The sequence below is a fragment of the Halochromatium glycolicum genome (assembly GCF_016584085.1).
GTDB lineage: Bacteria > Pseudomonadota > Gammaproteobacteria > Chromatiales > Chromatiaceae > Lamprobacter > Lamprobacter glycolicus.
The window spans coordinates 127,277-151,127 of the sequence record NZ_NRSJ01000007.1 but is presented as its reverse complement, the minus strand read 5'-3'; the positions used below and the strand labels follow the sequence as shown (position 1 = coordinate 151,127).

Below are 23,851 nucleotides of genomic sequence, written 5' to 3'. Positions count from 1 at the left end.
TGAGGGGAGAACAAGCCAGCTTCATCAAAGCGTTGCTCTGCAGCGAGGCGTCCATGCGTCCAGAGATCTTCAATGCCGGTCTCCGTGTCTTGTCAGCTGCCATCTCCGAGGATGGCGGGAATTGCTGCTGGGCCTATCGTGACGTTGACAACCGCCTGCGCTGCCTGGCGCATGTGCAGCGCAAAGCCCGCGGCTTAGAGGAGAGCTTGGATCGCCAAGCCCGCGCCTTTGGGGAGGCGGTTAACAGGTGCCTCAAGGCGGTCATGGACAGTGTTTACGCCGCCCGTGAGGGGCCGCCGCCGATGGACTTGCGTCAACACCATGCCGAGCAGCTCAACGCCTTATGGTGCTTGTCTCTGGCGCAGGTCGATGCCGCGCATGCGAAGACACGTGCGCTCGCGCGCGAGTTGCTCAACGACTTCGACACCTTCTGGGTGACGCTTGATCACCCTGAGCTGCCGCTGACGAACAACGAAGCCGAAAGAGCGTTGCGTCATTGGGTCATCGCTCGGCGTATCAGTCAAGGCACCCGCACCGCGCAGGGGTCACGCACGGTGGCCGTCCTGGCCAGTGTGATCGAGACCTGCCGCAAGCGCGGCCTCTCGCCTTGGGACTTCATCACGCAGGTCGTCACTGAGCGCCGGCGCGCTCAGCCTGCTCCGCAGTTGCCCGCAGCCGCTTGAGCCGACGTTGGCCCGCCTTTCAGGCTGGTGTCTGGGTGGGGGGATCTGAACGCTTACCCAGGCGATTAGCACATTGGCAACGCGCTGGCACCCATATCCGGGCAGCAGCCGAGGGGATCTGACCGGGTATACCTTCTCTTGCGTTAATCTGCGTTTGTCCAGCGGCGAACGGTAAACTGGCGAGCAATGGGCATTTCCGATGCCGGCCATGGCGGCCCGTCATGTTCAGCGACGCAAGCCGCCACACATGATGAAGACGAGAGACCGCATGGCCCGGCTCTGACCGATAGTCGGCCCGGTCGATTGATCCCTCGGTGTCTCCCCGGCACGCTGGAGCAACGCGCCAAGGCTCGGCTTGCCTTTGCGAGCGACACAACACTGAGAAACGGAGGCGAGATGTCCGAAGACAACGCGGCATTCTGTGTGACCTGCGAGCGCGGGTCCGACCTTGTACCGCTGATGCGACTTGAGTATCGGGGCGCACCGCTATGGACCTGTCCTGAGCACTTGCCGATCCTGATTCACGACCCGGGGCGACTCGTCGGGAAGCTTGCCGGCGCCGAACAACTGCGGCCCGCCGCGCATCGCGACTAATGGGTTCTCCCGCGCCATCCGACGGACCGCCACGCAACCAGAACGACCTCCCGCGGTCCGAGTTCACTTCACCGCGGCCTCGCCGCGTCCTGATGGCCGGCGGCACCGGCACCATCGGGCGCGCCACTGTGGCCACCCTCGTGGCGCGTGGGCATGAGGTCGTCTGTCTCGTTCGGCCCCGTCCCGGCAAGCAGGCCGCTTCTCGGCCCAACTCCGAGCCGAAGCATCGCGCACCTGCCGATCAAGTCCGCGGGGTTGGTTTACCTGCAGGCGTCGAGGTGCGCTTCTGCGAGATCACCGATCCGGTGTCGTTGCGCGAGCAGGGCCTGCGCAACGAGCGCTTCGACGCCATCGTCTCCTGCCTGGCCTCGCGGACCGGCGAGCCCCGCGATGCCTGGGCCATCGACCACCAAGCGAACCTGAGCCTGCTGCAGCAGGGCAAGGCGGCGGGGGCGACGCAGATGGTGTTGCTGTCAGCGATCTGCGTGCAGCGGCCCAGACTGGCCTTTCAACAGGCCAAGCTCGCGTTCGAGGCAGCCCTGACGGACTCGGGCCTGACCTACTCCATCGTCCGCGCGACGGCCTTCTTCAAGTCCCTGTCGGGACAGATCGAACGGGTGCGCCAGGGCAAGCCTTACCTGCTGTTCGGCGATGGTCGCCTCACCGCCTGCAAGCCCATCAGCGATCGAGACCTCGCGGGCTACTTGGCCGATTGCCTGGACGACGCCACGCTGCAGAACCGGATCCTGCCCATCGGCGGCCCGGGGCCGGCCATCACGCCCCTGGAGCAGGGTGAGTTTCTGTTCGACCTGCTCGGTCGCGAGCCGCGCTTCAAACAGGTGCCCGTGGCGCTAATCAAGAGCATCGCGGCGGCCTTGGGGGCCGCGGGCAAGGTGATCCCGCCTTTGGCGGTCAAGGCCGAACTGGCCCGCATCGGCCACTACTACGCCACGGAATCGATGCTCGTGCTCGATCCCGCCACCGGCCGCTACGACGCCGACGCCACCCCGGAGACCGGCCAGGACACCCTGTTCGAATACTACCGCCGTGTCGTCGAGGGCGCGGACACCGTTGAGCGTGGCGAGCATGCCGTCTTTTAGGCGCCGCCCGGCGACGCCCGGGAGCTTGAACCTCCGCGACCGCCGCACCCGTGCATCACTGCGGGCGTCGCGAGACCCTACCCGGGCGCGCCGATTTTAGTCCTCTCCTTACTGAAAGACCGGCGGTCCCGGCGCCAGAGCTGCGCTCAACTGTCGATTGGTTCGACCTCGCCTTCCGCGCCAAGGCTGCAATCGAAGGTCTCGACGCGGGTGCCCGTCATCGAGCGAATCCGGATGCGCTCGGCCGTGCCGCCCGCGATGCCCTCGTACTGGCTTCCGGGCGGCAACGTCGGTAGGTGCGCGTCGAAGCAGGCCCTGCCGAGGGCCGGGTCGATCTCCGCGGCCGGCTGCTGCTGGCCGCAGGAGACGAGGCCCAAGGTCGTGAGAGCAAGAAGCATGCTGATGGTGGTTCTCGGGGACATGGTTGCGCTCCGGTTGCTTCGGTAAAGGATGGGTGATCAGTAACATGGTCGGCGCGCTGGATTCGCCGATCCAGGTCATCGCCCGTTGTCGCGGCGACCCCATCCGGGACCTTCCGGCGGGTCCGGCACGGCCACCGACATGCGCCGGCCGATGGCGACGGTGACAACCACCAGGGCCGCGACGATTAGGGTCTTGCCGTCGATGGACTCGTGCAGCAGCCAGGCCGAGGCGGCGATGGTGATGAAGGGCTGTAGGAGCTGGGTCTGCCCGACCCGGGCGATGCCGCCCAGGGCCAGGCCCGCGTTCCAGAAGAAGAACCCGATGAGCTGGCTGACCAGGGCCAGATAGAGAAACACCAGCCAGACCTGGGCCGGGATCGCTGCGGCCCGACCCCAATCCAGGGCCAACTGCCCGTCGACGGCCCAGATGGGTGCCCAAATCAGGGCCGGCAGCAACACCACCGGCAGCCCGAGCACCAGCGCCCAGCAGATCACCTGCCAGCCGCCCAGGGTCTTGGAGAGCTGGCCGCCCGCGGCATAGCCGACTGCGGTGACCACCAGCGCCCCGAGCAGGGACAGATCGCCCATGCCGACCCGACCGAGGCCCTCGGAGACCGCATAGCCGACCACCAGCACGGCCCCAAGCCCGGCGACCAGCCAAAACCCGGCGGACGGCCGCTCGTGGGCGATCAGCCGACCGGCCAGCGCCGTCGCAAGCGGCAGCACTCCGAGCACCACGCCGCCGTGGGCCGCCGGCACCCGCTCCATGGCCAGGGCCGAGAAGAGCGGAAAGCCGACGACCACGCAGAGCGCGACCAGGGCCAGTCGCATGAGCTGATGCCGGCTCGGCCAGCGCTGCCGGGTCAGCAGCAAGATCAGGGCCGCGAACAGGGCCGCGAGGGCGGCGCGTCCCGGGCCGATGAACAGCGGGTCGAGATAGGGCACGACGAAGCGCGTCGCCGGCAGCGTAAGCCCGAACGCGGTCACGCCGATCAGGCCGAGCAGCATGCCCTCTCCAACGCGCAGGGCCGATGATCCGCTATCGCGGCTGACGGACGCAACCGCGGCAGGCCGAAGCGGACCTCGGCGAGCCGCTGGCCGTCGATCGCCTTGGCGATGCGGTCAGCGGCGCGGCGGATCTCAGGGCCTTCGGGCATGACGTGAGGGCGATACCGCGGCATCGCTCTCGCGCGCCGGGTGGCACCGAGCCCCCGGCATCGGAGCTGGCTAGAAAGCCGGTGATCCCGGTGTCGATCCCGATCCCGCTTTCGACGCGCGATGCCGGTTGGTTGTTGGCGAGCCGCGGGCTGTGCAGCGGCCTCAGGCGGCGATGCCGGAGTGGCGCAGCAGGGCGTCGACGGTGGGCTCGCGGCCGCGGAAGGCGACGTAGAGGTCCATGGCCTCCGCAGAGCCGCCGCGCTCGAGGATCTGCTCGCGGAAGGCGTGGCCGGTGGGCGGGTCGAAGATGCCGCGCTCCTCGAACAGCGAGAAGGCGTCGGCGGACAGGACCTCGGCCCACTTATAGCTGTAGTAGCCGGCCGCGTAGCCGCCGGCGAAGATGTGCGAGAAACCGTGGGCGAAGCGGTTCGCGGCCGGCGGCTTCAGCACGGCGACCTGGTCGCGCACCTGGTCCAGGACCTCGTAGACCTGCCCGCCCGCGGCCGGGTCGTATTCCAGGTGCAGACGGAAGTCGAACAGCGCGAATTCGAGCTGTCGGACCATCTGCATCGCGGACTGGAAGTTCTTGGCCGCGGTCATGCGCTCGAAGAGGTCGTCCGGGATGCGCGCGCCGGTCTCATGGTGGGCCGCGAACAGGTCCAGGGATTGCCGCTCCCAGCACCAGTTCTCCAGGAACTGGCTCGGAAGCTCCACCGCGTCCCAGGGCACGCCGTGGATGCCCGCCACGGGCGGAAAGTCCACCCGGGTGAGCATATGATGCAGGCCGTGGCCGAACTCATGGAACAGGGTCTCGACCTCGCGGTGGGTCAGCAGCGACGGATGACCATCCACCGGCGGGGTAAAGTTGCAGACCAGATGGGCCACCGGGTGCTGGCGATGCCCGGCCATGCGCATGCGGCTGACGGCGCCGTTCATCCAGGCCCCGCCCTGCTTGCGCCGCCGCGCGAAGGGATCGAGGTAGAACTCGGCCCGGACCCGGTCGGCCTCGTCCAAGATCCGGTAGAAGCGCACGTCCGGGTGCCAGAGATCCACCGGGCTGCCGTCGGCGCCGGTCTCGGCGCGCTCGATGCGTACATCGAACAGCCGTTCGGCAACGGCGAACATCCCGGAGACGACACCCTCGAACGGGAAGTAGGGTTTCAGCTCCTCGTCGCTGATGGCGTAGCGGTGCTGGCGCAGCTTCTCGGAATAGTAGGATAGGTCCCAGGGCTGCAGGTCGTCGAAGCCATGTTCGGTGAGCGCGTAGGTCTTGACCTCGTCCAATTCGGCACGGGCGCGGTCGACCGAGTGCTCGGCCAGGTCGTTCAGGAAGGCCATGACCTCGCCGGTGGATCGCGCCATCTTCGGCGCCAACGACAGCTCGGCGAAATTCGAGAAGCCCAAGAGCTGCGCCTGCTCGTGGCGCAGGGCCAGGAGGCGTTCCATGACCTCGCCATTGTCGAACCGACCGGCATCTGGACCCTGGTCCGAGGCCCGGGTGGTGAAGGCCTCATAGACCTCGCGGCGCAGGGCCCGGTCGTCGGCATAGCGCATGACCGGCTCGAACGACGGAAAGTCCAGGGTCAGCACCCAGCCGTCCAGCTCCCGCTCCTTCGCGTGCTGGCGGGCCAGGGCCTTGGCGGCGTCCGGCAGACCGGCGAGGGCAGACTCGTCGGTGAGGTGCTTATGCCAGGCGTTGGTGGCATCCAGCACGTTCTCGGCAAACTTGTTGGTGAGCTGGCTCAGCTCCTGGGCGATCGCCCGATAGCGGGCCTTCTTTTCCAGGGGCAGATCGACGCCGGCCAGGTGCAGATCGCGCAAGGTGTTCGAGAGCATCTTGCGCTGGGCAGGGTCCAGTCCGGACTGCTCCGAGACCCGCTGGTAGGCCCGATAGAGGTCCGGGTTCTGACCGACCTCGGTGGCATAATCGCTCAGCTTCGGCAGACAGGCGTTGTAGGCCGCCCGCAGCTCGTCGCTGTTCATCACCGAATTGAGATGGCTGACCGGCGACCAGGCCCGCGAGAGCCGGTCGTCCTCGGCCTCGAGCGGCTCGACGAAGTTCTCCCAGGTGACCTGGTCGGCATTTTCCGTCAGCGCCGCAACCAACGCGCGACCGTCGGCGATCAGCCGGTCGATGGCCGGCTCCACATGCTCGGGGCGAATACGGCTGAAGGCGGGAAGCGGGGGGGCGTCGAGTAGCGGGTTGTCCATCGGAGATCGGCCTGAGGTCGGTAAACGGGAGTTGCGGCACGAAAGAGGCGCCATTGAGATCTGTAGGGTCGGTGCCGCTCCGCAGCGTTTCAATTTTCGTTAGGTTGCCGAAGTCGCGGATCACGGGCTCGAGGTCGCGAAATGCACGACCTTCGCGACGCGGCCCCAAGTGTCGCTGATACTCGCGGCCCTACCCCGCTCTGGTTGTTCCGCCGCCTGTTCGATGCTTGCACTCCCGCCGACGAGGCAGCGGCGGCGGGCCGGTCGACGCCTCGGCCCGAGCCGCGTGACGGCCGGCGCCTCCGCCAAGCCCGCGCGACAGGTCCGCCCTCTGCAGGGCTCGGGACGCCACAGCTACCATCCAGTTGCACCATCTGCTCACCGGAGAGGCCATAAACCATGATCTTGACATTCGACATCAAGCTGCTGCCGGCACCCGAGATGCCCCCACCGTGGAAGGCGACCATCGCGCTGGACGCCGCATCGACGCTGGAGGACCTGCATCTGGCTATCCAACGGGCGGTACGTTTCGACAACGACCATCTCTACGACTTCTACATCGCCCGCACCCCTTATAGTCGCAAGCGCGTCCGTTTTAACGACGAGAACCTGACGGGCGGCGAGCTCGGGAGCCGCGCGATTGAGTCGCTGTTGCCGCTGCCGAAGGGTCGGCGGCTCTTCTACCTGTTCGACTTCGGCGACAGCTGGCGCTTTCAGGTCTCGCGCACCCGGCACAAGCCCTACGAGCCCGCGCCCGGCGTTGAGTACCCGCAGCTAATCGCCGAACAGGGCGAGCGACCGCAGCAGTATCCACACCTCGAGGAGTGAACCGGGGCCGCGCAAACATCGGCGCAGCGGGTGCCGAGGCCCCGCCCCGGCACCCGGTCTCGAGCGGACCGCGTTTCTTGAACGATGGCCTATCCCCGCTAGCGCGGGGGAATTCCTTGCAGTTAAGCCCATAGGCTGCAAGAGAAAACGGACGAATCGATCACATTGTAAAAGAGCCCGCCTATAACGACCTTCGAGCTAGACCCAACCCATCGACATCAACAAGCTTCAGCCAAACCACCTGTTTGATCTTGTCGATCATCGCGGGGATGACGGTTTGCCTGCGGAGGCATTGATCATCGGTTCGTCCACCCGCTGTTTCAGCTCTACCAGAAGCTTCGTAAATCACTGATTTTTCGATCGTAAGATCGAAAAAGTTGAGTAAGTCACAGGGTAATGGGTGAAACGATGATCAAGGCATCCAGACCGAGCGCCTGCGCCACGTCCGGCGTTGCCAGCACCGCGTGCTCATGCAGGGTCTCGGCGAGCTGATCGGTGTACGCAAGCACTCCTTGCTGGGCGCCAAGATAAAGAAACGGCTTGGGAGCCAACTCACCAAAGGCCGAGCTGAGCAGCGCATGAAAGGCATAGCCGATGTCCTCATCAGGCGAGAGCAGATGGTGTCACGGCCTTCTCGTCGCTCGCTTGCTTGGCCAACTCGGTGCAGCGGCCCACCGGGTAGTTGATCTCGCCCTTGCCCATCGGCACCGCCTGCCCGGTCTTCAGCGCGTTATCACCGGCACGCTTCCTTGCTGGCCGAGTCGACCAAGCCCGCCTTGCGCATCGCCTCCACGGCTGCTTGCGCCAAGCGTCCAGCCCTCGAGATCGCGTTGCGCCCGTTTGGTCAGCTCAATCTGCCAGGCCAAGGCGCTTTTCCACCTCAGGCCAGGGCGTTGTCACTTCCTCGCCAGAATCGAGTTGTCGACAAACCTCCTCGGCAGTCCACGTATCCTGCAGGTCCTGCAGATACTCATTGACGGCCTTATCCAGCAGGTCTTGGGCGGAAACGCCTAATGTTTTTGCAGTCGAGTTCAAACGTTGTTCGAGGTCCGGATTCAGCACGAGCATAGTAAGCACCTATCGGGTCAACGGATTATCCAAGCTCGAATCCGGGGTGGGCTGGCGATGTCGCGCCTGTCGGCGCCGGATCGAAGGTCACCAGGCGATCACACTCGCCGAGGCGGGTGGCGATATCGACCAGATGATCGATTTGGTTTTCGGGATGCCGAGGCCGCGGCCAAGCTGCCGGAACTGGTTGCACGGCACCTGGAGGTGCTGGAGTCGCTGACCGCCGGCGATGTCGCCACGGTCTGCCGCCCGCGCACCCCGGCGCTCATTGACCGTGACGCTGCTGCCGCCATTCGCGCAGCGCTTGGTTGACGCCCGTCTGCCGGCCCTTGCCCGTGGCTCGCAGTCCCTCGATCGATCCTGGCCGAGAGGCGATGCCTTGTGCGAGACCTCCGAGAAGCATACCATCACGCCATACCATCATTTTCGGAGTCTGCGTCTTCCCATGGCTTCCATGACTATTCGCTCCACCTACGCCTTCGACACGGAGACGGCCCAGGCGATTCGCGCGCTGGCAAAGCGCTGGAATGTCTCGCAAGCGGAGGCCATCCGCCGTTCCGTGCGGATTGCCATGGAACAACAGGCGAATGAGCCGACACCCGCGGAAGTCCTCGCCCACTATCGTGAACAGGGTGCGCCGCGCAGTTGGGAGGAGACGCTTCAGATCACCGAACAACTGCGCCAAGCGCGCGCAGCCGACGATCGCCGACGCACAGGCCGGCAGGATTGATCCACTTCGACACCAATGCCTTGATGGCACTGCCGCACTGGGCGGAACAGGGCCACCCTGTCATCGAAGGGATCGCCGCCGGCCAGCCCGCGGCCGTCTGCAGCCTGGTCTGGTACGAGTTTCTGATTGGACCGGTGGACGAATCTGAAATCCGGCTGGCCCAGGCCTTCCTGCGCGGCGCCATCGTCCCTATCGACCGAGATGATGCACGGCTGGCGGCGGACCTCTACAACACCGCAGGCTGCAAGCGCAGATTAAAGACGGACGCACTCATTGCCGCCTGTGCAATCCGAGCAGGAGCCAGCCTGCTCACACTGAATCAAGGTGACTTTCTTCCCTTCCAAGCGATGGGGCTTCGGCTTGCCCCGATAGCAGGGGACTGAGGCGCGACAATCCCAGACAACGACACCGCTCGATGTTGCCGCCGGGAAGCAGCAAGCAATGGCGCCTGCGCAGTGAGCGCACCCAGCGTTGCTCATCGCCGGCGCGGAACGGCTTTTTGATCAGCTCATGATGAAACAGCGAGGTGCTGTCACCGCCCCTGCGCCCGGGGGCGGTTGTCTGATGGCGCGTCCGCGCTCTGAGTCGGACGTTCGACGCGCGCTCTCGGTGTTGACGCAACGACGCACCGGCCCTGTTGACCCTGCTTGCGACGCGCATCGACGCAGATAGCGTGCAGATCTTGATTGAACCGCTCGGCGTATTCGCGGCGAATGGCGTGCAATTCGGCAATGATCGGGTCAGTTGACATGGTTAGACCTCCAGTAACTCCAGCGGCGTACAGATAATCGGTGGCTCGTATCCGAGCGCCTGGATCGTCAGGTTAATGGGGATACGAAGCGCCGGGTTTGCGATATGCGCGCAGTTCCAGGTCAGCAGGTAATCCATCCCGCCGAGGGCGGCCATGGCGATATGCAAGGCATCGAGCTCGGCCGTTGGCGGCAAGGAGACTTGGCTCAACAGGGTTTCGGCCATGCGCTCGACTGCGTCAGTGATGTCAAGCTCGGGTATACCGTCGAGAACACTCAGACGCCGTTGCGCAGCGCCTGGATCGCCAGCTGCGGCTTCCTCGAGGACGAACTGCGAGATAAAGAGCTCAAAATCATCCCGACGCTCCCACCATTCGCGCGTCGTCTCCTGGTTGCCCGCCACGACAAGATCGCGGCTACGCCAGGCAGTGAGATAGCTGACAACCGAGGTTTCGAGATAGACCTTGGGTTTCACTGGCATTCGCTTTCCCCTCTAGATCGCGCACGTCGAACATCAGACGCTTGAACTCGATCTCGGTCATCTTGACCCGATAATCGCCGACCCGAAGCCGATAGGCTGGCTCGAAACTCGTCAGTCGTTTCAGACTGGGTACATCCGGAAAGTCGACGAGCCTCCCGATCGTCTCATGCAGACGCTGTTCTTGGGGACTACCGATCTGTTGCAGATCCTTGATCGCACTCCTGGGCACCTCAATCCGCATGGGCGAGGTAGTCATCGAACGGCACCGAGCCTTCATGGCGCTCGAGCGCCCCAGGGATGAGGCGATGGAATGGATTACCATTTCGCGCTCAGCGGCGCCGACGCAGCGCGGGTCGGCGCCGCGTCTACCAGCTTAACGACAGGAGGTGACCTTACCCGCGAGCGCCGGGGGTGCCAGCATAAGCAAGCCGATGCTGGGACGCTTGTCGCCCCTATCCCAGCAATTCCCACTTTGCCTTTCAGTAGTTTAAAGCGGTTGTCCGGGATAGGGTCCCGAACTTACAACCCGAATGCGAACAGGCGCACCGAGGTGCGCCCGCTGGCCTGCAGCGATGCCCGACGTCCGCTTCTAGCGTGCGATCAGCCCCGTGCTGCTGCCTGGAACGCTAACGGTACTGCGTGGAGCGATCGCGCCAGAACGGTTGACCCAGAAGCCACGGACCTCTCCATCACCGTTGTTCAGCGTGACAAGGAACTGGTTGTTCTGGGTCAGAATCGCGTCGCGCACGGCACTGCCTGTATTGATCGGCGTGTCAATATCCCCGGGGAAGAAGTAGTCCATGGTGCCATCGAAGTTGACGCGATAAAGGGAGACGGTGCCGTCTCCGGTGTTGGTGGCGTAGCCGACGGTCTGGTCGCTCGAGAGTACGGTCCAGCAGGTCGCATTACCCTGATCGATGATGTCGACCACCGCGGATACAGCGCCGGTCTCACGATCGATGCGATAAGATGCGGTCACGCCGAGACCGCCGCCATTGGCCTCGGTAATGTACACGAAGTCTCGGTCACCAAAGCTAAAACCGAACGGCGTCGGCACCGCCGAAGTGCGCTTCAATGGATTGGCAGCGGGCGTGCCATCCGGTTGCATGACATAGGTTGTCAACTGATTGGTCGCCTTCTCGGTGATCAGCAGTACGGTTCCGGACTTGTTAAAGCCAATTTGTGCTGGCGCGGTCAACTGCGTGTTATCGATGATGCGGGTGGAGTTTGGGATCGCCTCGAGAAGGCCCCCAGCGGTGAAGCGAAAGCCGGTAATGGTATCGTAGCGCAGGGTGGGCTCCGCACTCGTACCGTCCCCCTCACTCAAGACATACACCAAGGTTCCGAATACCGTGACGCTAAGCGGTCGAAAACCGCCGGTGTCCTGCTGATCGACAAATTGCAGGCCATCATCCTGCAGCCGGAAGCTAGTCAAGGTGCCGTCGCCGGGATTGATGACAAACAGCCAACGGTCGCTGGCGTCGGTGGCCAATGCACCCTGATTCCCAAGAGGGGCGCCCACGCCGGTGCCCCCCGTGGGGAAGCGGCCAATCTCGCTCAAGTTGCCCCGGCTGTCGATATCGACGGCGATGACGTCGTTGCCGGCGACCTCGTTGCTTGCGGTGTAGACGATCGCCGCCGCGGGCAGACTGGCCCCGAGGCTGACGGTGAGGATCGCCGCTGACGCGAGTTGCTGGATAGGCTTCAGGAATCGTTTCATCGTCGGTCTCCGATTGATTTTGCTGGTGAGGGCTCGGGTATTGGAACCAAGGGTTCCGGGTCAGGCGGTGATCGCAATCAGGAAGCCCGCGTCCTGCGATTGCTTGCACGGATCACCGCGGCGAAATGCTCAGGTCAGCGCGTATTTGCCGGCAGCCGTGGGCCTGATCCGGCGTAGTGCACCGAGTCCAACCAGTCCTAGCCCAAAGAGAGCCAGGGTGGGGGGAAGCGGCACAGCGACGGTGGTAACGTCATCGATGTTGAAATTGAAGAACGGGTCAGTGGGGTCGCCGAAACTGATCAATTGCGCAGCGCTGAACGCCTCGGGCGCAATGACGCCAAGGAAGAACAACTCCCCCCCGTCTTGGAAAACGCGCTCAGGTGTACCCAGGTTGAATACATTGCCGCCGGCAGCGACCAATTGCAGGTCGTTTGCCAACAGTCCCGATGGACTGCCGATGATGGAGAGCGCAAAGGCCAGCACGGGGTCGGGAAAGCCAAAGCGCAGTTCATCGCCAGAGCGGAACTCATTGGAGAAGCCGTCGTCGAGACCCAAATAGTTCAAACCGGAGGTTGTCTGGAAATGATCAGTGACGACCAGACCGTCGATGGTGTTAGAGCGAAATCGCACCCCGCCGAAAACACTACCTTCCTGGATAGAGGCCCCGGCGTTCACATCGTCGAAATCGATGATCGATAGGGAACCCAGGCGAGGCTCCGCGTCGGAGATGGCTGTGAAGAAAGCGCTGCTTTCGTTGTAGAAAACTGGCGCCGCCCGGGCGATGCGGATTTGCGCACCAGTCATGAACATCAGGGTCAGCGCGGTAATGCCGACCGTCCGCCACCAATGACACATAGGTGGAACGGGCCTCGGCCGAGTCTCCGTCGAGGGTGAGGCATTGCTTGTCGACACGGAGCACGCGATGGTCAAGATTCGCATTGTGAGTTCTCCAGATTTCGCAGGTTATGGGCGCAAAACCGATGACCGTTTTTCAATCGCCTTGATGAGGTCGCTCGATTCACGGCTAATGAAGGAATGCGCGACGGGTGGATAGCGGGCTCGACTAGCCTGTCAGCAATGGCTGTGCCATAGACGCGTGAACGCTGGTGATCCCCACGCAACACACTGATGCCGTTAGAAGCGCGATGGCGCTTTGAGAGATTGAAGAAAGGGTGGCAGGTGCCCGATCGATGGTGAGGAACGTTCCAACATTTTGGGATTTCCAATATATTGGAACTTGCCGCGGTCGGTGGACGTAGCGGCAAGCGATCGAACGAAAGTAACTGCCGCCTTGAGCGATCGCGCTATGCTATGGCTCCGGCGCCGATTGACGGCACCAACGGCTTGACAGAAACACCCATCCCGTCCATTGTTATAGGTACTGACCCATGCCCCAATTCCTGATTGAACGAGAGATCGCGGGTGTTGGCAGCCAGTCGCCGGAATCGCTGCAGGCGATGGCATGCAAGGCCTTCGAGCAGTTGCATGACCCGGCTCGCCACATTGAGTGGCTCTACAGCTACGTCACCGAGAACAAGACCTACTGTGTCTATCTCGCGCCTGACGAGGAAGTCCTGCGCCAGCGTTCGCAAGCAGCAGGATTTCCGGTCGCGCGCGTTTCCGAAGTGACCTCGATGCTGGAGCCGTCAGCCGCCGTTAACGGCGGCTGACGTCCTTTGGAACGCCGGTGACGGCTTTAGCCAATGCTTGGCGGTTGGCCTAACAGCAGCCTAAGCCAGTCCGAGCTGCGGGCGATGCCGACACCGCTCGCGAGCAGCTGGCGCAAGGCGGCGGCCCCCGCTTGATCAACGTAGCTCAGATCATTCAAGTCGAGGGCTAGCTGCCTTGATGGCAGTTTTGCGGCTGCAAGTGCCTGTTCGAGAATCACAATAAGGTCTGAGGTCAGGCGCCCTTCGAGGGTAAGGACGGTGACGCCATCGTCATCGGCCCGGGGGGTAATGCGTAGCATGGTGTTGAGCGACCTGTTTCTTGTTTGATAATCGGTCTGATCGATCAAGCCCTGCTATCTGGGGACTGATAGTTGGGCCCTGATCATCACTTGCTATCCGTCATCCTCCCAATTCGTGGTTGCGGCGATGGACCACACCGCCACGCGGACGCATCTCATTAAGGCATCTTCAATGCCAATTCTTTCGATTCTTAGGTGAATTGAGCGCTCGCAATGATTGGCGAACGGGCCGCTCAATCTTCCTTTCGCGTGGCCCGCTTGATGCCGAGTTTACGCATCCGCGCGTCGAGTGTGGTTGGTTTGAGGCCAAGCAGTCGGGCGGCGCCCTGGGGCCCACTGACCCGCCCGTTGGTTAATTGCAGCGCATCTTGGATATGCTCGCGCTCCCAGGCATCCAGGGTCTTGACGCGCGGATTGGTGATGACGCGATTCGCGCGTGGCAGCCAATCCCCTGCCTCCAGCCGCGACCCCTGATTCAGGATCACCCCACGCTCGATGACATGCTCGAGCTCCCGCACGTTTCCTGGCCAATGATAGGCTGCCAGAGCATCCTGCACTTGTGGACTAATGGTCTCGATCGGGCGACCGAGCTTCTTGCTGTGCTGAGCGGTGAAGTAATTGGCAAGCAAGGCGATGTCGCCGGCACGCTCGCGCAGCGGTGGCACTGCGATGGGGAACACATTGAGCCGGTAATAGAGATCCTCGCGGAAGCTGCCTGCTGCTGCCGCCTGCCCCAGGTCACGATTGGTTGCTGCGATCAGGCGCACATCCACCTTGCGCACCGAGACCCCGCCGACGCGCTCGAACTCCCCCTCCTGAAGTACCCGCAGCAGCTTGGCCTGCAGGTCAAGCGGCAGTTCCCCGATCTCATCCAAAAACAGGGTGCCGCGATCAGCTAGCTCAAAGCGCCCGAGCTTGCGCGCCAATGCGCCGGTGAAGGCCCCTTTCTCGTGACCGAACAGCTCGCTCTCGATAAGGCCAGCGGACAGCGTCGCGCAGTTGACCGTCACCATGATCTCGTCCTTGCGTTTGCTTAGTCGATGCACTGCGCGAGCGATCAATTCCTTGCCTGTGCCGGTCTCACCGAGAATCAACACGTTGGCATCGGTATCAGCCACCTGCTCCAGGTTCGCGAATAATCGCTGCATCGGTGCCGACTGGCCGATTATGTCGGCACTCGGAACCTCGGCGCGGAGCTGCGCTTGCAAACGCGCATTCTGATGCTGTAGGTAGGCGAGGCGTTGTTCCGCACGCTGTCGGATTCTCGCGTCGCGCAGGATGAGCGTGACATAGCGTTGACTATCGACGACGAACGGTGCCAGCGATGTGTCCACCGGAAACGGCTCCCCGTCGGTGCGGAAGGCGGTCAAGCCCTCGGCCCACATAAAATGCTGATTCCAGTTGCTACGATCGAATTCCTCCAGGGTGAGAGCCAACAACTCGCGGAAGCGGCCGGACAACAGGCGATCGAGTCCGAGCCCGAGCAGGGTGTCGCCACCCCCCTGGAAAGCCGCCTCCGCGGCGCGATTGAGGAGCACTACCCGACGTTGGTCGTCGATGACGACCACGGCATCCATCGCCGAGTCGATGATCGCGCCGAGCCAAGCCTGCTGCTGCCCCGGACTCACTTCGCCCGATGGTTGTGCAACGGTGTCGCGCAATATCGCAATCAGGTGCGCCCCGCATGCCGACGTTGCCCCCAGGCCGCGGCCTTTAGGCGGCTCCGGCGAGGGTGTGGAGGTATTACCCGCCAGAGTCATCAACGACAGGTGCATCTCGACCTCGAGCGTGGCGCCGCTGGCGTGTGTGCAGCCGAGCCGGCGCGTTTGCCAGTCAGCTGGGTTCGCGAGAAAGGCCATGAGTTGCGGCAGCGCCGAAGGTAGCAGCGCACTCAGCGGGCGGGACCGCAGCGTATCCACCGGCTGCCCGCACAGCGCAGCCGCGCGCTGGTTGGCATCGATGATCCGATCTTCTGCCGGATCAAGGATCAGGATTGCGTTCGGGCAGAGGTTGAACAGCCAGCGATACTGTTCGGACGGGTCCATGAGAATGGCCATCGATTTGTCGCGACATGGTCAACAGTTGGTGTTTCGGTTGCCAGATCCGCACCATCGAAAGATAGTGAAGGAAAGACGGACCATTCCACAAGTGCTGCACGGTCCTTGTGGGAGCGGAATCTTGGGACACACCACCTACGAATTAAGCAGCTATCTCGCGGCGGTACCATGCCACCCCCGTCAGAGGGCGATGATGTTGGCAACGCAGCAGGCCATCGGCCGTATGGCCGCTGTCGTGCGCCTGCACCATCAGCTAGAGCATGTCCGACTCGCGATTGCCCATGTCGACCTGGGGCATCTGCGGCAGTTGCTCGGCCAGCTCAGCGACCCGTTCGTCGCCTTCGACCTAACGCGTGCTGACCTTAGCGCATTTCTCGGGTTGCGCCAGCGTCAAAAAGCCGACGAACTCCGCTTATGACTACGACGGTGGACCCTTACCATGCTGGATACCCCAATCCGCGCGTTGCTGCTGGACATGGACGGCGTACTCTACCACGGCAGCACGCTGTTGCCGGGCGCGCAGGCATTGCTGGAGCGGCTCAGCGGTATCCCGCATCTGTTCCTGACCAACAACCCGCGGCGCACGCCGGAGGCGATCGCCGCTCGGCTCGCGGCGATAGGTCTACCCCGCCCCGACCCGAGCCAGGTCCTGACCTCGGCGCTGGCTACCGCCGCGCATCTGGCCCGGCTCAAGCCGGGTTTCCGCTGGTTCGCGATCGGTGAAGGCGGGCTCGAAGCGGCGCTCACCGCAGCCGGCGGCCAGCACGATCCGCGGCGGGCCGATTTCGTCGTCGTCGGCGAAGGCCTGGGGATCGACTTCGACAATCTGACCACCGCGATCAACCTGATCCTCAAGCAGGGCGCGCGGCTGGTGGTTACCAATCCGGATGCCAGCGTCGATGACCACCACGAGGGCGCGCACCGCGTCCTACCCGGCGGCGGCGCGCTGGTCGCACCGATCGCCGTCGCCTGTGAGGTCGAGCCACTCGTCATCGGCAAGCCGGAGCCGGCGCTGTTCGAGATGGCCTGCGCCCGGCTCGGCTGCGAGCCGGCGGACTGCCTGATGATCGGGGATCGACCCGATACCGATATCGCCGGCGCGCTCGCGGTCGGCATGCGCGCGGCCTTGGTGCGTTCGGGCCGCTTCCGGCCTGGAGCCGCTTGGCCCGATTCCCTGCCGAGGCCGCATTGGGACGCGCCCGATCTGCCGCATCTGCTGCGGATGCTCGAGCCCTGGCTGCCTTGAGGCACGGCCTCGAGCGCGCGCCCGGGACACCCGAGAGGTTCTGGTTGTCAAGATCCCCGGAACGCCGTAGCCGACGATCGCGAGCACGCCGGCCGGATATACCCATCTCAAATCGGTTTTCGGTTTTGCTCGACCGCTCCGGGTCGCGTCACGGCGCTCGGGGGACGCCGTGAATCCATCCGTGGAGGCTTAACAACGGCATCCATGCCGTCGACACCCCCGCTCGCCGTCACCCGACCCTCCGCTCTGCCGTGCCGAACATTGACGTGCTTTGGGTATAACCAACGGCGAGCATCCCGAGGAAGACGCGGTCGAAGGCATCTCAGATGGTTCAGCCGTGCACCTTGCCTTCCACTCGATGCTTGCAACCGGCAAGCATGTAGGCTACATACTTTGAACCATGTAAGCCTCGACACGGAATCCACCGATGCCGCAGCTCTACTTTTCCGTCGATCGTCCGCTGGCCGACGAGCTGGCCCGTCGCGCCGCCGACGAAAATCTGCCGCTGTCCAAATACCTGGCTCGTCTCGTGCGCGAGCAGGTGCAGGAGGCTTGGCCGGACGACTACTTGTCCGCGGTCATCGGCTGCTGTGCGGACGACCCGCTGGAGGAGCCGACGGATGATCCTCCGGACGAGCCTGAGGCTGAAACGACACTGCTCTTCCTGGAGGGCCGTTCATGACGTGGCTGTTGGACACCAATGCCTGCATCCACATCCTGAACGGCACCTCGGCACCTGTCATCGCACGTTTCCGCGCCTGTTCGCCCCGGCAGTTGACCCTCTGCGCCGTGGTCAAGGCCGAGCTGCTCTATGGCGCCCGCAAGAGCCGTCGCGTCGCAGACAACATCAGGCGTCTGGAGCGTTTCTTCGCGCCGATGCCGAGCCTGCCCTTCGACGATGCCTGTGCCGCCGAATACGGCATGCTGCGCGCCGATCTCGCCCGCCGCGGCACCCCCATCGGCAGCAACGATCTCATGATTGCCGCCATTGCCCGCGTGCATGATCTGGTCGTCACCACCAACAACGTCGACGCGTTCGCGCGCGTGGTCGGACTGCGCGTGGAAGACTGGGAGAGGCCGTGACGTCGGACTTCAGCGGAGCGCGGCTTTCACTATTGTCTCGTTTGTGGCTCGGGCGGCAACAGCAACCCTCAAAGCCCTCTGTGGCGCCGGCCCGATCGGGGTGCGCGAGTTAGCGCGGGGTCTCGAACGCGATCTGCGAGCGGTGCATGCGGATGTGCAGAGGCTGATCGGGATTGGCGCGTAGCTGCTTGAGTCCGAGGCCGACATGTGTCCGCAGGCCGGCATCGACCCTCGCCCGGACGACAAGGAGCGGCGGCTAACCACGCCGATGAACGATCTCCACGGTGCTTCCGGCCGGAGCCTGCACCGGCAGTCGCACGAAGAAGTGGGCCGAGCGCGCCTGCCGGTTGCGCCGCATCGGCGTTGCGTTGTCCTCGGCCAGCACGGTGCCGTCGGGTCCGAGCAGCCGAACCTCGACCCGTCCGGGGATGAAGCCGCGGCTGCGGATCACCCGCGAGACGTCGCCGCTGACGCTCAGCGCACCCTCGCTGCGTCTTATGCGGACGCGCTCGATCTCGAAGCGGCTCGAGGCGACCTCCTCGATCCGCAGCCCGTCGTCGATCCGCGGCTCAGCATCGCTGCTCGCGACCGGCGCCGCGGCGCAGGCCGCAGCGCTCAGACCAAGCATGCCGGCCAGTAACGCGGCCAGGGCTGTCGGGACTCGTTCCTGTTTCATCTCATCACTCCTGAGGCCTTGTCGAGCCTCTCAATCATGGTCAATCGATATGACCGGCCGCGCTGAGCGGGACCAGCCAGTAATGCAGGCCGCTACCGCCGAAGGCCGCGGCCAGATCGGCGATCAGCGCCTGCGCGCGCTCCTCGCTCAGCTCGAGCAGGAACATCACCCGCCGGCTGCGCCCCGCGACCTGCTCGGCGAGCGTCATCGAGTGCTCCGAGGAGCCGTGCCCGGCGATCGGCAGGCTGGTGAAGCCGGGCACGTCGGGCCGCTCCAGCAGCCATTCGGAGAGGCTGTCCTCGAGCTTGGGCGAGCAGATCAGGTGCAGCAGGCATTCCGTCATAGTTGCTCTCGCGTCGGTTCATGCACTTGGCCGGGCTGCGGCGTCCCGTCGATTCGGACGGGCAACGGCGCACTGCCCCGCTCTTACAGCACTGTTCAGCGCACCGGTTCTTTCCCGTCGCTCGATCGCCGGGCGGAAATGGCCCGGACTCGGCGCGTCATCAGTGAAACGGGCGGTCGCCATCAGCCGAAGCGCCGATACAGGATCGGCAGCAAGACCAAGGTCAGCAGCGTCGAGGAGACCAGCCCGCCGATCACGACGATCGCCAGCGGGCGCTGGATCTCGGAGCCGGGGCCGGTCGCGAACAGCAGCGGTACCAGCCCGAACGCGGCCGTGGTCGCGGTCATCAGCACCGGGCGCAGCCGGCGCTTGGCGCCCTCGATCACGACCTCGTCCAGCGGCCGGCCCATCGCGCGCAGCTGGTTGAACCAGGTCACCAGCACCACGCCGTTCAGCACCGCGATGCCGAGCAGGGCGATGAAGCCGACCGAGGCCGGCACCGACAGGTACTCGCCGGTCACCGCCAGCGCGACCACGCCGCCGATCAGCGCGAACGGGATGTTCGAGAGCACCAGCAGCGATTGGCGAACCGAGCCGAAGGTCGAGAACAGCACCAGGAAGATCAGCACCAGCGCCACCGGCACCACCAGCGCCAGCCGCGCCGCGGCGCGCTGCTGGTTCTCGAACTCGCCGCCCCACTCGATCCAGTAGCCGATCGGCAACGCGACCTGCTCGGCGACCGCGGCGCGCGCCTCCTCGACGAAGCCGACCAGATCGCGGCCGCTGCCGACGTTCGCGATCGCGGTCGCCATCCGGTTGCCGAGCTCGCGCGAGAGCACCACCGGCCCCTCGACGCGCTCGATCCGCACCAGGTTCTCGACCGGCACCGAGCGGCCGTTCGGCAAGGCCAGCTGCAGCCCGCGGAAACGCGCCGGCGAGGTGCGCAGGGCCTCGGAGCCACGGATCACGAGCGGCCGCCGCTTGCCCTCGCGATAGATCGTGCCGACCTCGAGCCCCTCGATCTGGGCGCGCAGCATCGCCGCGAGCGCATCGGCATCGACCCCGAGACGCCCGGCCTCGAGCCGGTCGACGACCAGGTTCAGGTACTGCGCGCCCTCGTTCTTGGGCGTGAAGACATCCTCGGCGCCGTCGAGTCCTTCCAGCACGCCGACGATCTCGTCGGTGATTCGGTTCAGCTCATCTTGGTTGCCACCGAAGACCTTGACTGCCAGATCACCGCGCACCCCGGTGAGCATCTCCGAGACGCGCATCTCGATCGGCTGGGTGAACGCATAGTCGAGGCCCGGAAAGCCCTCGACCACGGTGCGGATCGCGTCGATCAGCGCATCCTTGGTGGCGAAACGCCAATCCTCGCGCGGCGCCAGGATCAGGAAGCTGTCGGTCTGGTTCAGCCCCATCGGGTCCAGCCCCAGCTCGTCCGAGCCGGTGCGGGCAACGACGCCGCGCACCTCCGGCACCGCCTCCATGATCGCCCGTTGCACCCGCAGGTCGATGTCGAGCGATTGTTCCAGATTGATCGACGGCAGCTTCTCCAGCTGCACGATCAGGTCGCCCTCATCCATGGTCGGCATGAAGGTCTTGCCGACCCGCAGATAGAGCGCCCCGGCACCGACCAGCAGCGTGACGGCGAGCCCGACGATCAGCCATTCACGCTTGAGCGCCCAGCGCAGCGAGGGGGCATAGACCTTGAGGGTCTGGCGCACGACCCAGGGCTCGCCGGCGCCGCCCTGGCCGAGCAGATAGGAGCTCAGCACCGGGATCACCGTCAGCGACAGCAGCAGTGCGCTCGCCAGCGCGAACACGATGGTCAGCGCCACCGGCACGAACAGCTTGCCCTCGAGTCCCTGCAGGGTCAGCAGCGGCAGGAACACGATCACAATGATCAGGGTGCCGGAGGCGACTGGCACCGCCACCTCGCGCGTCGCGCGATAGATCAGATGTAGCCGCGGCAGCCGGCGCGCGCCGACCTTAGCGGCCACCGCAGCGCCTGCACCGGCGCTGACATCGGTACCCGAGCCAGCACTGCCCTCGGTGCCCGAGCCAGCGCCCGAGCCAGCGCCCGCCCGCGCGCCCGCGCTGACCCCGCTGCCCTGTTCAGCGCCCCGTTCAGCACTTCCGTCAGCAGCCGCACTCGCACCGCCGCTCCCTTGAGCGCCCTGGCGCGCGAGCTGGGTGACCACGTTTTCGACCACGACCACGGCCGAGTCGACCAGCATGCCGATCGCGATCGCCAGGCCGCCGAGCGACATCAGGTTCGCCGACAGGTCGAACCAGCGCATCAGCACGAAGGTCGCCAGCGCCGCCAGCGGCAGGATCAGCGCCACCGTCAGCGCCGCGCGCAGGTCGCCGAGGAACAGCACCAGCAGGATCACGACCAGCACCACCGCCTCGACCAGCGCCATGCTGACCGTCGAGACCGCCCGATCCACCAGCACACCGCGGTCATAGAAGACGTCGATCTGGATGCCTTCGGGCAGGCTCACCGCGATCTCGTCGAGCTTGGCCTGAACGCCCGCGACCAGCTCGCGCGCATTGGCGCCGCGCAGACCGAGCACCAGCCCCTCGACGGTCTCGCCTGCGCCGTCGCGGGTCACCGCGCCATAGCGGGTGAGCGCCGCGCGCCGCACCTCGGCGACATCGCCGACGCGCACCGGCTGGCCGGCATCGCCGCCGACGACGATCGCCGCCAGATCATCCAGCGTGCGGATCGCGCCCTCGCTGCGCACCAGCAGGACCTCCTCGCCCTCGTTCAGCCGGCCGGCGCCGTCGTTGCGGTTGTTGGCCTGGATCGCATCCCGCAGCTGACCCAGGCTGATCCCATAGGCGCCCATGCGCGCGTTGTCGGGCTCGACCTCGAAGGTGGTGACGAAGCCGCCGAGCGAATTGACATCGGCGACCCCGGTCACCGAGCGCAGGGCCGGGCGGATGGTCCAGTCGAGCAGATCGCGCTTCTCGGCCAGGGTCAGCGCATCGCCCTCGATGCTGAACATGAACATCTCGCCGAGCGGCGTGGTCAGCGGCGCGATGCCGCCCTCGATGCCGTCCGGCAGGTCGCCGCGGATCGCCGCCAGCCGCTCGGCGACCTGCTGCCGCGCCCAGTAGATATCGGTGCCTTCCTCGAAGTCGACGGTGATGTCGGTGAGCCCGTACTTGGCGATCGAGCGCAGCATGGTCTGATTCGGGATGCCGAGCATCTCGATCTCGATCAGGCTGGTGATCCGCGTCTCGATCTCCTCCGGCGTCATCCCCGGCGCCTTCATCACCACCTTGACCTGCGGCACCGAGACGTCGGGGAAGGCGTCGATCGGGGTCTGCTGGAACGCACGCCAGCCCGCGCCGACTAGGCCCAGCACCAGCAGCAGCATCAGCAACCGCTGGGTGAGCGCGAAACCGATCAGCCGGCCGAACATCAGCGGCCCGCTCCCTGCTGGCGGTTGGGCATGGTCTCGCGTTTGAGATCAGCCCCGGCATTCGGCTCGCCGTCTGGCTCGCGGCCGAGCTCGGGATTGGGCGCCACATTGGACGCGGCATTGGAGCCGGACTCGGGCTTGGGCTCGCAATCGGCTGCAGGCTCGGCACCAACATCGGCCCCAATATCCGCCCCAATATCCGCCCCAGCCCCGAGCCAGGCGGCCTTGAGCTCGACCACGCCCTTGGCCGCGATCCGGTCCGCTGCCGTGAGCGGCCCGGCGACCACGCTCTCGCCCTCCTCGTCGGCGATCAGCCGCACCGAGACCGGCTCGAAGCCGCCCTGACGGGCGACGAACATATAGGCCGCCCCGGCATGACGCACCATCGCCTCCGCCGGCACCCGCCAGCGGCCGCCCGCCTCGGCGGCCGCCGCCAGCTGGACCTCGATGAACTGCCCGGGCCGCAGCTGCTCGGCGCCCGCGCTCACCTCGGCGCGGACCAGCACGCCCTGATCCTCGCGGTGCACCAGGCGACCGATGGTGATGATGCGGCCCTCGATGCCGACCTCCGGCAACAGCGCGCGGGCGCCCGGCGCCAGGCCCTCGATCCGGTCGACCGGGACATGGACCTCGATCCACAACGGCTTCAGGTCGGCGATCCGGTACAGCGGAGTCGCCGCCGTCAGTGACTCGCCGGTGCTCACCATCTGCTCCAGCACCACGCCGCCGATCGGAGCGCGCACCGGCAGGCTCGTAGTCAGCGTGCGGCTGCGGGCGAGGGCGTCGATATCGGTCGTGGACATCCCGGCCAGCTCCAGCACCTGCTGGCGCTGCTCGACCAGGGTCGCGTGCTCGTCGCGGCGCGCCTGGCTCTCGAGCAGCCGGCGCTCGGCGATCACCCCTTCGCGCTGCAGCATCCGGTCGCGCGTCACCTGGCTCTCGGCCAGCGCCAGCCGGGTCAGGGATTCGAGATAATCGCTCTGGGCGGCGACCAGGTCCGGGCTCTGCAGGCGCGCGAGCACCTGGCCGGCGGTCACAGTCTCGCCCTCGGCGACGAGCAGGGTCTCGACCACGCCGGCCTTGCGCGCGGCCACCACCCGCAGCTGCGGATTCGGCACCGCGACGCGCGCCGGATAGCGGCGGCTCAGTGTGACCTCAGCGGGCTGCGGCGATGCCAGCGCGATGCCGAAGCTGCGCTGCTCGGCCGCTGTCAGCGGGATGCGGTCGGCCGCGGCCGCACTGGTCGCGCTCAGCGCGAGCAAGGCGGCGGCTAGGACGAGCTTTGCCAAGGTGGCAACCGAC

At 65.3% G+C, this 23,851-nt stretch carries 29 protein-coding genes; 12 read left to right on the top strand and 17 right to left on the bottom strand.

The window, feature by feature from the left end; translation table 11 throughout:
* The 3 genes from CKO40_RS06385 to CKO40_RS06375 all read left to right on the top strand — a co-directional run.
* Positions 1 to 683, top strand: a 683-nt coding sequence (locus CKO40_RS06385) for an IS66 family transposase (protein ID WP_207173435.1), incomplete at its 5' end; no start/stop codon positions are given.
* A gap of 396 nt (positions 684 to 1,079) precedes the next feature.
* A complete protein-coding gene (locus tag CKO40_RS06380) occupies positions 1,080 to 1,277 on the top strand; it encodes a hypothetical protein (RefSeq protein WP_200345360.1) in 198 nt (65 codons plus the stop codon).
* 92 nt (positions 1,278 to 1,369) lie between these two features.
* Positions 1,370 to 2,377 carry an NAD(P)H-binding protein gene (locus tag CKO40_RS06375; RefSeq protein ID WP_242476865.1) on the top strand — a complete coding sequence of 336 codons (1,008 nt, stop codon included), beginning with the start codon at positions 1,370 to 1,372 and terminating at the stop codon, positions 2,375 to 2,377.
* Positions 2,378 to 2,523: 146 nt separating this feature from the next.
* On the opposite strand, the gene CKO40_RS06370 is transcribed toward CKO40_RS06375, so the two are convergent.
* The 4 genes from CKO40_RS06370 to CKO40_RS06355 form a co-directional block, all read right to left on the bottom strand.
* The gene (locus tag CKO40_RS06370) at positions 2,524 to 2,799 is read right to left on the bottom strand and encodes a hypothetical protein (protein WP_200345358.1); all 276 of its coding nucleotides are present in this window, start codon (positions 2,797 to 2,799) and stop codon (positions 2,524 to 2,526) included.
* Between the two features lie 75 nt (positions 2,800 to 2,874).
* Complete coding sequence (locus tag CKO40_RS06365) at positions 2,875 to 3,807, bottom strand: DMT family transporter (protein WP_200345357.1); 933 nt, start codon at positions 3,805 to 3,807, stop codon at positions 2,875 to 2,877.
* Positions 3,792 to 3,956 (bottom strand): hypothetical protein, encoded by a 165-nt coding sequence (locus CKO40_RS06360; RefSeq protein WP_200345356.1) that lies wholly within the window; start codon positions 3,954 to 3,956, stop codon positions 3,792 to 3,794. The genes CKO40_RS06365 and CKO40_RS06360 overlap by 16 nt, the downstream gene beginning before the upstream one ends.
* Positions 3,957 to 4,119: 163 nt before the next feature.
* Complete coding sequence (locus CKO40_RS06355; RefSeq protein WP_200345355.1) at positions 4,120 to 6,168, bottom strand: M3 family metallopeptidase; 2,049 nt, start codon at positions 6,166 to 6,168, stop codon at positions 4,120 to 4,122.
* A gap of 399 nt (positions 6,169 to 6,567) precedes the next feature.
* On the opposite strand from CKO40_RS06355, the gene CKO40_RS06350 reads away from it, so the two are divergent.
* On the top strand, positions 6,568 to 6,996 hold the full coding sequence (locus CKO40_RS06350) for an IS1096 element passenger TnpR family protein (protein ID WP_200345354.1): 429 nt from the start codon (positions 6,568 to 6,570) through the stop codon (positions 6,994 to 6,996).
* Between the two features lie 386 nt (positions 6,997 to 7,382).
* Here the strand turns inward: CKO40_RS06350 and CKO40_RS24860 are convergent, their stop codons facing one another.
* Entirely contained in the window at positions 7,383 to 7,505 is a 123-nt protein-coding gene (locus CKO40_RS24860; RefSeq protein ID WP_276570787.1) for a hypothetical protein, read from the bottom strand.
* 340 nt (positions 7,506 to 7,845) lie between these two features.
* Entirely contained in the window at positions 7,846 to 8,064 is a 219-nt protein-coding gene (gene relB, locus CKO40_RS06345) for a type II toxin-antitoxin system RelB family antitoxin (protein WP_200345353.1), read from the bottom strand.
* Between the two features lie 274 nt (positions 8,065 to 8,338).
* On the opposite strand from relB, the gene CKO40_RS06340 reads away from it, so the two are divergent.
* Together CKO40_RS06340 and CKO40_RS06335 are read left to right on the top strand one after the other, a co-directional pair.
* The gene (locus tag CKO40_RS06340) at positions 8,339 to 8,794 is read left to right on the top strand and encodes a ribbon-helix-helix domain-containing protein (protein ID WP_207173433.1); all 456 of its coding nucleotides are present in this window, start codon (positions 8,339 to 8,341) and stop codon (positions 8,792 to 8,794) included.
* Entirely contained in the window at positions 8,791 to 9,177 is a 387-nt protein-coding gene (locus tag CKO40_RS06335) for a type II toxin-antitoxin system VapC family toxin (RefSeq protein WP_200345351.1), read from the top strand. Before CKO40_RS06340 ends, CKO40_RS06335 begins: the two co-directional genes overlap by 4 nt.
* 149 nt (positions 9,178 to 9,326) lie before the next feature.
* Here CKO40_RS06335 and CKO40_RS06330 read toward each other — a convergent pair whose 3' ends face one another.
* The 5 genes from CKO40_RS06330 to CKO40_RS06310 form a co-directional block, all read right to left on the bottom strand.
* On the bottom strand, positions 9,327 to 9,545 hold the full coding sequence (locus CKO40_RS06330; protein WP_200345350.1) for a hypothetical protein: 219 nt from the start codon (positions 9,543 to 9,545) through the stop codon (positions 9,327 to 9,329).
* A gap of 2 nt (positions 9,546 to 9,547) precedes the next feature.
* Positions 9,548 to 10,018 carry a PIN domain-containing protein gene (locus CKO40_RS06325; RefSeq protein WP_200345349.1) on the bottom strand — a complete coding sequence of 157 codons (471 nt, stop codon included), beginning with the start codon at positions 10,016 to 10,018 and terminating at the stop codon, positions 9,548 to 9,550.
* Entirely contained in the window at positions 9,960 to 10,280 is a 321-nt protein-coding gene (locus CKO40_RS06320; protein ID WP_242476864.1) for a type II toxin-antitoxin system RelE family toxin, read from the bottom strand. The genes CKO40_RS06325 and CKO40_RS06320 overlap by 59 nt, the downstream gene beginning before the upstream one ends.
* Positions 10,281 to 10,613: 333 nt before the next feature.
* Positions 10,614 to 11,744 carry a lactonase family protein gene (locus CKO40_RS06315; RefSeq protein WP_200345348.1) on the bottom strand — a complete coding sequence of 377 codons (1,131 nt, stop codon included), beginning with the start codon at positions 11,742 to 11,744 and terminating at the stop codon, positions 10,614 to 10,616.
* 129 nt (positions 11,745 to 11,873) lie between these two features.
* On the bottom strand, positions 11,874 to 12,599 hold the full coding sequence (locus CKO40_RS06310) for a PEP-CTERM sorting domain-containing protein (protein ID WP_200345347.1): 726 nt from the start codon (positions 12,597 to 12,599) through the stop codon (positions 11,874 to 11,876).
* A 533-nt stretch (positions 12,600 to 13,132) separates the two neighbouring features.
* Between CKO40_RS06310 and CKO40_RS06305 the strand changes: the two genes are divergently transcribed.
* A complete protein-coding gene (locus CKO40_RS06305) occupies positions 13,133 to 13,414 on the top strand; it encodes a DUF4242 domain-containing protein (protein ID WP_200345346.1) in 282 nt (93 codons plus the stop codon).
* Positions 13,415 to 13,440: 26 nt separating this feature from the next.
* On the opposite strand, the gene CKO40_RS06300 is transcribed toward CKO40_RS06305, so the two are convergent.
* Both CKO40_RS06300 and CKO40_RS06295 read right to left on the bottom strand, forming a co-directional pair.
* Complete coding sequence (locus CKO40_RS06300; RefSeq protein ID WP_200345345.1) at positions 13,441 to 13,761, bottom strand: STAS domain-containing protein; 321 nt, start codon at positions 13,759 to 13,761, stop codon at positions 13,441 to 13,443.
* A 185-nt stretch (positions 13,762 to 13,946) separates the two neighbouring features.
* Positions 13,947 to 15,758 (bottom strand): sigma 54-interacting transcriptional regulator, encoded by a 1,812-nt coding sequence (locus CKO40_RS06295; protein WP_200345344.1) that lies wholly within the window; start codon positions 15,756 to 15,758, stop codon positions 13,947 to 13,949.
* On the opposite strand from CKO40_RS06295, the gene CKO40_RS06290 reads away from it, so the two are divergent.
* From CKO40_RS06290 to CKO40_RS25590, 5 genes are all read left to right on the top strand, one after another.
* Entirely contained in the window at positions 15,757 to 16,188 is a 432-nt protein-coding gene (locus CKO40_RS06290; protein WP_200345343.1) for a hypothetical protein, read from the top strand. The genes CKO40_RS06295 and CKO40_RS06290 overlap by 2 nt on opposite strands.
* Positions 16,189 to 16,209: 21 nt before the next feature.
* Positions 16,210 to 17,016 (top strand): HAD-IIA family hydrolase, encoded by an 807-nt coding sequence (locus CKO40_RS06285; protein WP_200345342.1) that lies wholly within the window; start codon positions 16,210 to 16,212, stop codon positions 17,014 to 17,016.
* A gap of 427 nt (positions 17,017 to 17,443) precedes the next feature.
* Positions 17,444 to 17,698: a hypothetical protein gene (locus tag CKO40_RS06280; protein ID WP_200345341.1), complete on the top strand. Its 255-nt coding sequence runs from the start codon at positions 17,444 to 17,446 to the stop codon at positions 17,696 to 17,698.
* 8 nt (positions 17,699 to 17,706) lie between these two features.
* The gene (locus tag CKO40_RS06275; protein WP_200345340.1) at positions 17,707 to 18,099 is read left to right on the top strand and encodes a type II toxin-antitoxin system VapC family toxin; all 393 of its coding nucleotides are present in this window, start codon (positions 17,707 to 17,709) and stop codon (positions 18,097 to 18,099) included.
* Complete coding sequence (locus CKO40_RS25590) at positions 18,017 to 18,283, top strand: HVO_A0114 family putative DNA-binding protein (RefSeq protein WP_476702799.1); 267 nt, start codon at positions 18,017 to 18,019, stop codon at positions 18,281 to 18,283. The genes CKO40_RS06275 and CKO40_RS25590 overlap by 83 nt, the downstream gene beginning before the upstream one ends.
* Before the next feature lie 72 nt (positions 18,284 to 18,355).
* Here the strand turns inward: CKO40_RS25590 and CKO40_RS06270 are convergent, their stop codons facing one another.
* From CKO40_RS06270 to CKO40_RS06255, 4 genes are all read right to left on the bottom strand, one after another.
* Positions 18,356 to 18,775 (bottom strand): hypothetical protein, encoded by a 420-nt coding sequence (locus CKO40_RS06270; protein WP_200345339.1) that lies wholly within the window; start codon positions 18,773 to 18,775, stop codon positions 18,356 to 18,358.
* Positions 18,776 to 18,815: 40 nt separating this feature from the next.
* A complete protein-coding gene (locus CKO40_RS06265) occupies positions 18,816 to 19,118 on the bottom strand; it encodes a DUF3240 family protein (protein ID WP_200345338.1) in 303 nt (100 codons plus the stop codon).
* A gap of 182 nt (positions 19,119 to 19,300) precedes the next feature.
* On the bottom strand, positions 19,301 to 22,549 hold the full coding sequence (locus CKO40_RS06260) for an efflux RND transporter permease subunit (protein WP_200345337.1): 3,249 nt from the start codon (positions 22,547 to 22,549) through the stop codon (positions 19,301 to 19,303).
* A complete protein-coding gene (locus CKO40_RS06255) occupies positions 22,549 to 23,838 on the bottom strand; it encodes an efflux RND transporter periplasmic adaptor subunit (RefSeq protein WP_242476863.1) in 1,290 nt (429 codons plus the stop codon). The genes CKO40_RS06260 and CKO40_RS06255 overlap by 1 nt, the downstream gene beginning before the upstream one ends.
* Positions 23,839 to 23,851: the final 13 nt, after the last annotated feature.